At 69.7% G+C, this 6617-nt stretch carries 9 protein-coding genes and 1 tRNA gene; 8 read left to right on the top strand and 2 right to left on the bottom strand.

From position 1 onward, the window contains the following. Positions 1–254, bottom strand: a 254-nt coding sequence (locus tag ACTHMS_RS18575; protein WP_440308146.1) for a DUF2631 domain-containing protein, incomplete at its 3' end; no start/stop codon positions are given. A gap of 123 nt (positions 255–377) precedes the next feature. Here ACTHMS_RS18575 and ACTHMS_RS18570 point away from each other — a divergent pair. The 4 genes from ACTHMS_RS18570 to ACTHMS_RS18555 all read left to right on the top strand — a co-directional run bounded on the left by ACTHMS_RS18570 (position 378) and on the right by ACTHMS_RS18555 (position 3214). Further along, positions 378–2018, top strand: coding sequence for a Rieske 2Fe-2S domain-containing protein (locus tag ACTHMS_RS18570; RefSeq protein ID WP_440308145.1), 1641 nt, complete (start codon positions 378–380; stop codon positions 2016–2018). Between the two features lie 97 nt (positions 2019–2115). Next, complete coding sequence (locus ACTHMS_RS18565; protein ID WP_440308144.1) at positions 2116–2643, top strand: hypothetical protein; 528 nt, start codon at positions 2116–2118, stop codon at positions 2641–2643. Further along, positions 2644–3042, top strand: a complete 399-nt coding sequence (locus ACTHMS_RS18560; protein ID WP_440308143.1) for a DUF559 domain-containing protein — start codon at positions 2644–2646, stop codon at positions 3040–3042. A gap of 99 nt (positions 3043–3141) precedes the next feature. Beyond that, positions 3142–3214 (top strand) — tRNA-Leu (locus ACTHMS_RS18555). 6 nt (positions 3215–3220) lie between these two features. Here the strand turns inward: ACTHMS_RS18555 and bcp are convergent. Further along, positions 3221–3688, bottom strand: coding sequence for a thioredoxin-dependent thiol peroxidase (bcp, locus tag ACTHMS_RS18550; protein ID WP_440308142.1), 468 nt, complete (start codon positions 3686–3688; stop codon positions 3221–3223). A gap of 90 nt (positions 3689–3778) precedes the next feature. On the opposite strand from bcp, the gene ACTHMS_RS18545 reads away from it, so the two are divergent. The 4 genes from ACTHMS_RS18545 to ACTHMS_RS18530 all read left to right on the top strand — a co-directional run bounded on the left by ACTHMS_RS18545 (position 3779) and on the right by ACTHMS_RS18530 (position 6591). Then, positions 3779–4006 carry a DUF3618 domain-containing protein gene (locus ACTHMS_RS18545; RefSeq protein WP_440308141.1) on the top strand — a complete coding sequence of 76 codons (228 nt, stop codon included), beginning with the start codon at positions 3779–3781 and terminating at the stop codon, positions 4004–4006. Positions 4007–4010: 4 nt separating this feature from the next. After that, positions 4011–4856: a formyltetrahydrofolate deformylase gene (gene purU, locus ACTHMS_RS18540; RefSeq protein WP_440308147.1), complete on the top strand. Its 846-nt coding sequence runs from the start codon at positions 4011–4013 to the stop codon at positions 4854–4856. A gap of 122 nt (positions 4857–4978) precedes the next feature. Next, positions 4979–5596 (top strand): DUF47 domain-containing protein, encoded by a 618-nt coding sequence (locus ACTHMS_RS18535; protein WP_440308140.1) that lies wholly within the window; start codon positions 4979–4981, stop codon positions 5594–5596. Further along, positions 5593–6591, top strand: a complete 999-nt coding sequence (locus ACTHMS_RS18530) for an anion permease (RefSeq protein ID WP_440308139.1) — start codon at positions 5593–5595, stop codon at positions 6589–6591. The genes ACTHMS_RS18535 and ACTHMS_RS18530 overlap by 4 nt, the downstream gene beginning before the upstream one ends. Positions 6592–6617: the final 26 nt, after the last annotated feature.

The following is a 6617-nucleotide window of genomic DNA, read 5'->3' as shown; positions in this document are numbered from 1 at the left end:
CGCTGCTGGTCCCAGACCAGGGCGATCAGCACCATGGCCGCGAAGATGATCAGCCAGACGGTGCCCGCGTTGTTGTAGTGCGTCGCGGTGATCATCAGGACCAGGATGATGATCACGACGATGCCGCCGACGCGCGAGAACGGGCCCCACTCGCCGTGCCAGCCCCACATCTTGGGGTCCTCGTCCGGGTGGTCGTGCGCGTAGTCCGCGGGGACGTTGATGTCGTCTCGTTCGCTGTCCGGCTTGAGCGGCACGATCAGGCTCCTCGCGGGGGTCGTTCGTCGGTCGTCGTCATTGTGTCACTACCCGCGTGACGTGCCGTGCGGCGCCCGTGTCGGCGTCCGGATCGTGGCGGACGCCTCGTTACCGTGGTGGCCATGCGCATCACCGGGACCGGCCACGCCGGCGTGTTCGTCGAGACGGCCCACGGCACGATCCTGACCGATCCCTGGGTGAACCCGGCGTACTTCGGGTCGTGGTTCCCGTTCCCGGACAACTCGCAACTCGACTGGGACCGGTTCGGCGATGCCGACTACCTGTTCGTGTCGCACCTGCACCGCGACCACTTCGACCCCGACTTCCTGCGCAAGCGGATCTCGAAGCGCGCGACCGTCCTGCTGCCCGAGTACCCGACCTCGGAACTCGAGGACGCGCTGCGCGACCTCGGCTTCTCGTCGTTCGTGAAGCCCGCGACGAACGAGGTCGTGACGGTCGACGGGCTCGAGATCATGATCCAGGCGCTGACGTCGCCGACCGACGGCCCGATCGGCGACTCGTCGCTCTGGGTGCACGACGGCACGCACCGGCTGCTGAACCAGAACGACGCGCGGCCCTCGGAGCTCGAGCTGTTCAAGTCGCTCGGCCACGTCGACGCCTACCTCGTGCAATTCTCGGGCGCGATCTGGTTCCCGATGGTCTACGAGCTGCCGGCGAAGGCGAAGTCGGCGCTGGGCCTGTCGAAGCGCGAGCGGCAGTTCGACCGCACCCTGCGCTATATCGAGGAGCTCGGCGCCTCGTTCGTCTTCCCGACCGCCGGACCGCCCTGCTTCCTGGACGCAGAGCTGTGGGGCTTCAACGACATCTTCGGCGACGAGTCGAACATCTTCCCCGACCAGACGGTGTACATCGAGTGGCTGCGGACGAAGGGCCACGACGAGGCGCGGCTGCTGCTGCCCGGCACACGCGTCGACCTCGACGAGGACGGCGTGCCCGAGCACCACCCGTACGACCCGGCCAGCATCTACGCGTCCACCGAGACCAAGACGGCCTATTTGCGCGACATGCAGGCCCGGCGGCAGCCCGAGGTCGAGGCGGCGAAGGCGACGTGGCCGCACCCCGAGGTCGACGTGCTCGCCGCCATCACCGAGTGGTTCACCCCGCTGCTCGCCGAGGCCGACCACATCGCCACCGGCATCGACGGCGGCGTGCGGCTCACCGCCGAGGACTCCGAGCGCGGCGACGTCGACATCCTCATCGACTTCGTCTCGCGGTCGGTGCGGGCCTACGACGGGTCGAAGGTGCGCTACCGGTTCCGCACGCGGCGGGCGTACCTCGAGCAGTTGATCGCCGAGCACGAGATCGACTGGGTGAACTCGCTGTTCCTGTCCTGCCGGTTCTCGGCGCAGCGCATCGGCCCGTACAACGAGTTCATCTACGTCTTCTTCAAGTGCCTCTCGGAGGAGCGGCTGAACTACGCCGAGGGCTGGTTCGCCGAGCAGAACGCCGCCGAGGCCGCCGAGACGGTGACGCTCGGGGAGTGGGACGTCCAGCGTCGCTGCCCGCACCTCAAGGCCGACCTCTCGCGCTTCGGCTCGATCGACGACGGCGTGCTCACCTGCCAGATGCACGGCTGGAAGTGGCGGCTCTCGGACGGCAAGTGCCTCACCTCCGTCGGCCACGATCTCCGCTGCGCCCCGGCCGGCTCGTCGGTGCCTGCTGGCGCGCAGGTGGCGCATGCCGAGGGCGCCGACGAGCGCGGCCAGCATGAGATGGAGGAGGACGCCCCGGCGTCCAGATGATCACGCACTGAGGCACACCCTGGTGTGCTTGCGTGCGTGATCATCGCGCTGTCCACAGGGGTCCGCGCTCGTCCACCGTTCGCGGCAGGCTGCCGGCGTGTCCTCGCCCGACTGGCTCGACGACGTCGTCCCGCTGCCCGATCCCACCGCGCTGCCTCGGATCCTGAGCTGGGACGGTGCGCTCGCGCTCGGGCTCACGCGTCGCGCGATCCAGCACCGGGTGACGACGGGCCGCTGGCGACGCGTCCTGCCTCGTACCTATCTCACCGTCGACACGATGACCTGGTCGGACCGCCAGGCGGCGGCAACGACCTTCGCCGGAGCGGATGCGCTGCTGACGGGTGCGGCCGCCCTCGCCGACGACGGTCTGCGCAGCGTCGCACGTCCGTCAGTCCTCCTGATGCTCGTGCCGTACGGCAGGGCGCCGAGATCGACCGGTTTCGTCCGCGTCCGCCGCGTCGAACGGATGCCCGCCCGCGCGCTGCTGCCTGGGCCGGCTCGGGTTGCGCCGGCCCGTGCGGTCACCGATCTCGCCGTGGAGACGCGACGACTGGACGACGTGCGCACGCTCGTGTCGCAGGCAGTGCGCGCGCGACTGTGCACGATCGAGGAACTCGCGCTCTAGTTGCAGCATGCGCCGAGGCGAGGGAGCGCGTTCCTCCGTCAGTCGATCGACGAGGTCGGTGGCGGCGCATGGTCGGCGCCCGAGGCGCGCGCCGCCACGCTGTTGAAGGCTGCGGGAGTGCCGCGCTTCGAGCAGAATTGGGAGATCAGACTGCCCAGCGGCCGTACCGTCATCGCCGATTTCTGCTGGCCTGAGTTGCGAGCCGTGCTGGAGATCGACAGCGTCGAGCACCACGCGGGCGTGGTCGAACGGGAGCGGGACGATGACCGTCACCTCGAACTCGAGACGCTCGGGTACAGCGTCATCCACCGCTCGCCGCGCTTCGTGATCCGTGAGCCCGGACGCTTCGTCGACGGCGTCGCGGCCTGGCTCGCGGCGCGCGCCGCGGTACTCGGCTGATGATCACGCGCTCAGGCACACCAGGGTGTGCATGAGTGCGTGATCATCGGGTCCGAGATCGAGCGGCATGGGCGCACCTAGACTGTGCCGCGTCACGGGGCCGGCGTACTCCAACGGCAGAGAGGCTGGTCTTAGGAACCAGACAGTGCGGGTTCGAATCCCGCCGCCGGCACTGAATTCACTCGAGGCCGAGGTCGCGGCGGAGCTTGGCGACGTGGCCGGTGGCCTTGACGTTGTACTGCGCCAACTCGACCTTGCCCTCCTCGTCCACGACGACGGTCGAGCGGATGACGCCGGTGACCGTCTTGCCGTACATCGTCTTCTCGCCCCAAGCGCCGTAGGCATCGAGCGTGGACTTCGCGGTGTCCGAGAGCAGCGGGAAGTTGACCGAGTCGCGGTCGCGGAACTTGGCGAGCTTCTCCGGCTTGTCCGGCGAGATGCCGAGCACGGCGTAGCCGGCGGCGGCGAGCGACTGCAGCGAGTCGCGGAAGTCGCACGCCTGCGTCGTACAGCCCGGGGTCATGGCGGCCGGGTAGTAGTAGACGATCACCTTTCGGCCGCGGTAGTCGGCCAGCGAGACGTCCGTGCCGTCGGCGTCGGGCAGCGTGAAGTCGGGTGCGGGTTCGCCCTGGGTCAGTCGCGTCACGCCGCCACGCTACCGAGCGCGGCGGCCGACACAACCGCCCACTAGGCTGGCGCGCAACACACGGCGAGCACGACAGCGAGGGGGCCGACGGTGACCGACGGACGCAGTGCCGACGAGATCCAGCGCGACATCGAGACGTCGCGCGCGGCCTTGGCCGAGGCGGTCGACGAGCTGGTCTACCGCACCAACCCGAAGCGGGTCGTCGAGAAGACCAAGACCAGCCTGCGTGAGAAGGCGCAGACGCCCGAGGGCAAGGCCGTCATCTACGGCGTGGGCGCGGTCGTCGGCCTGCTGATCCTGCGACGACTGTTCAGGTAGCGCCATCGCCAGCGTCGTCCTGCTGCTGACGTGCGCCGACCAGCCGGGGTTGGTGCACGCCGTCGCCGATTTCGTGCTCGGCATCGGCGGCAACATCGTGCACGCCGAGCAGCACATCGACCCCGAGGCCGGCGTCTTCTTCCAGCGGGTCGAGTTCACCTGTGCCCATCCCGACGTCGCGACGATCGAGGCGGCGTTCGCGCCGACGGCTGCCCGGTTCGGCATGCACGCCCAGGTCAACCGCAGCGACGAGCGCCCGCGCATCGCCGTCCTCGCCTCGACCCAGCCGCACTGCCTCGCCGACCTGCTGGCGCGCACGAGCTCGGGCGAGCTGGCCGCCGACATCGTCGCCGTGATCAGCAACCATCCCGACCATGCCGCGCTCGCCGCGTTCCACGGCGTGCCGTACCACCACCTGCCGGTCACCCGTGACACCCGCGAGCAGCAGGAGCGGCAGGTGCTCGAGGTGCTCGCGTCCGCGCAGGTCGATCTCGTGGTGCTGGCGCGCTACATGCAGATCCTGACGCCCCAGGTGCTCGACGCATACCCGACGCGGATCATCAACATCCACCACTCGTTCCTGCCGGCGTTCGTCGGCGCGCGGCCGTACCACCAGGCCCAGCAGCGCGGCGTGAAGCTGATCGGCGCCACCGCCCACTACGCCACGGCCGACCTGGACGAGGGCCCGATCATCGCCCAAGACGTGACCGCGGTGAGCCACCGGGACGCCGTCGACGACCTCGTGCGCAAGGGACGCGACCTCGAGGTCGTGGTGCTGGCGCGCGCCGTCCGGGCGCACGTCGAGCACCGCACGCTCGTCTTCGGCAACAAGACCGTCGTCTTCGGCTGAGGCGCACGGCCCGGCGAGGGGTCGCGGGCGAGGATCGCGGGTAGGTCCCCGTTACCCTTCGTCCGACGATTCGTCACCCGCCGTTCACCTGAGCGGCGCAGTCGACCGAGCCGAGGAGTGCCGTGGCCTTCCGCCTGACCCCGCGGGACAGCGCGTTCTACGCGATGTTCACCGAGTCCGGACGCAACGTGGCCGAGGCCGCCGACGTGCTGGCGGGTCTCCTCGAACCGAACGCCAACCGCGAGGCCGTCGCCAAGCAGCTGCGCGAGCGCGAGCACGCGGGCGACGCGGTCACCCACCGGATCATGCGGCAGCTCAACACCAGCTTCGTGACCCCGTTCGACCGCGAGGACATCTACCGGCTCGCGGGCGCCCTCGACGACGTGCTGGACGCGATCGAGGGGGCCGCCGACTTCATCGTGCTCGCCGACGTCGGCACGCTGCCGCCGCTCATGCACGACCAGATCCGGCTGCTGCAGCGTTCGGCCACGGAGACGGCGGAGGCGATGAGCCGGCTGGCCACCCTGCAGGACCTCGAGCCGTACTGGATCGAGGTGAACCGGCTCGAGAACGAGGCCGACCGCGTCTACCGCAAGCTGCTGTCGAAACTGTTCAGCGGCGACTACGACGCCCTGACGATGGTGAAGCTGCGCGAGGTCGCCGACGGGTTCGAGGAGGCCGCGGACGCGCTCGAGCACGTCGCGCACGCGGTCGAGACGATCGCGGTCAAGGAATCGTGAGCATCACCGCCCTGGTCGTCCTGATCATCGTCGTCGCGCTCGGGTTCGACTACACGAACGGCTTCAACGACTCGGCGAACGCCATCGCGACCTCGGTCTCGACCCGCGCGCTGACCCCGCGGATCGCGCTGGCCATGGCCGCGGTCTTCAACGTGGTCGGGGCGCTGGTGTCGACCGAGATCGCGAAGACGATCGGCAGCGGCATCATCGACCCGCCCAGCGGACGCAGCGGGCTGGTGCTCGTGCTCGCCGCGCTCGTCGGGGCGATCCTCTGGAACCTCGGCACGTGGTTCTTCGGCCTGCCCTCGTCGTCGTCACACGCCCTCATCGGCGGCCTCGTCGGAGCGGCGCTCGCGGCGTCCGAGACGGTGAAGTGGCAGGGGATCGTCGACAAGGTCGTCGTGCCGATGGTGGTCTCGCCGCTCGTCGGCTTCGTGCTGAGCTACCTGTTCATGCTCGTCGTGCTGTGGACCTTCCGGAAGGTGAACGCGCACCGCGCGCACAAAGGGTTCCGCTGGGCGCAGATCGCGTCGGCGGCCACCATGTCGTTCGGCCACGGCACGCAGGACGCGCAGAAGACGATGGGCGTCATCTTCGCGACGCTGGTCGTCTCCGGGCACCTGCAGCACAACGCCGGCATCCCGTTCTGGGTGATCATCGCCTCGGCCGCGGCCATCTCGCTCGGCACCTACAGCGGCGGCTGGCGCATCATGCGCACGCTCGGCCGGCGCATCTACTCGCTCACCCCGGTCAGCGGCTTCTCGGCGCAGACGGTCGCCAGCGGCGTCATGCTCGCCACCGCCCACTACGGCCTGCCGGTGTCGACCACCCACGTGATCTCGAGCTCGATCATGGGCGTCGGCGCCACGCGGCGGCTGTCGGCCGTGCGCTGGGGCGTGGCCGGCAACATCGTGATGGCCTGGATCCTGACCATCCCGGCGGCCGCCGCAGTGGCCGCGCTGGTGTTCAAGGCACTGCACCCGCTGCTCGGCTGAAGCGGACGGCGTCGCCCGGCCGCAGC

The sequence above is a fragment of the Jatrophihabitans sp. genome, from assembly GCF_051960575.1.
Taxonomy (GTDB): Bacteria; Actinomycetota; Actinomycetes; order Mycobacteriales; family Jatrophihabitantaceae; genus JBQCEE01.
Note: the sequence above shows the minus strand (reverse complement) of the source record. Positions and strands in the feature narration are given on the sequence as shown.

Bases quoted from the DNA above. Each gene is read 5' to 3' on its own strand.
- ACTHMS_RS18570 (WP_440308145.1), top strand. From the start codon at position 378: ATGCGCATCACCGGGACCGGCCACGCCGGCGTGTTCGTCGAGACGGCC.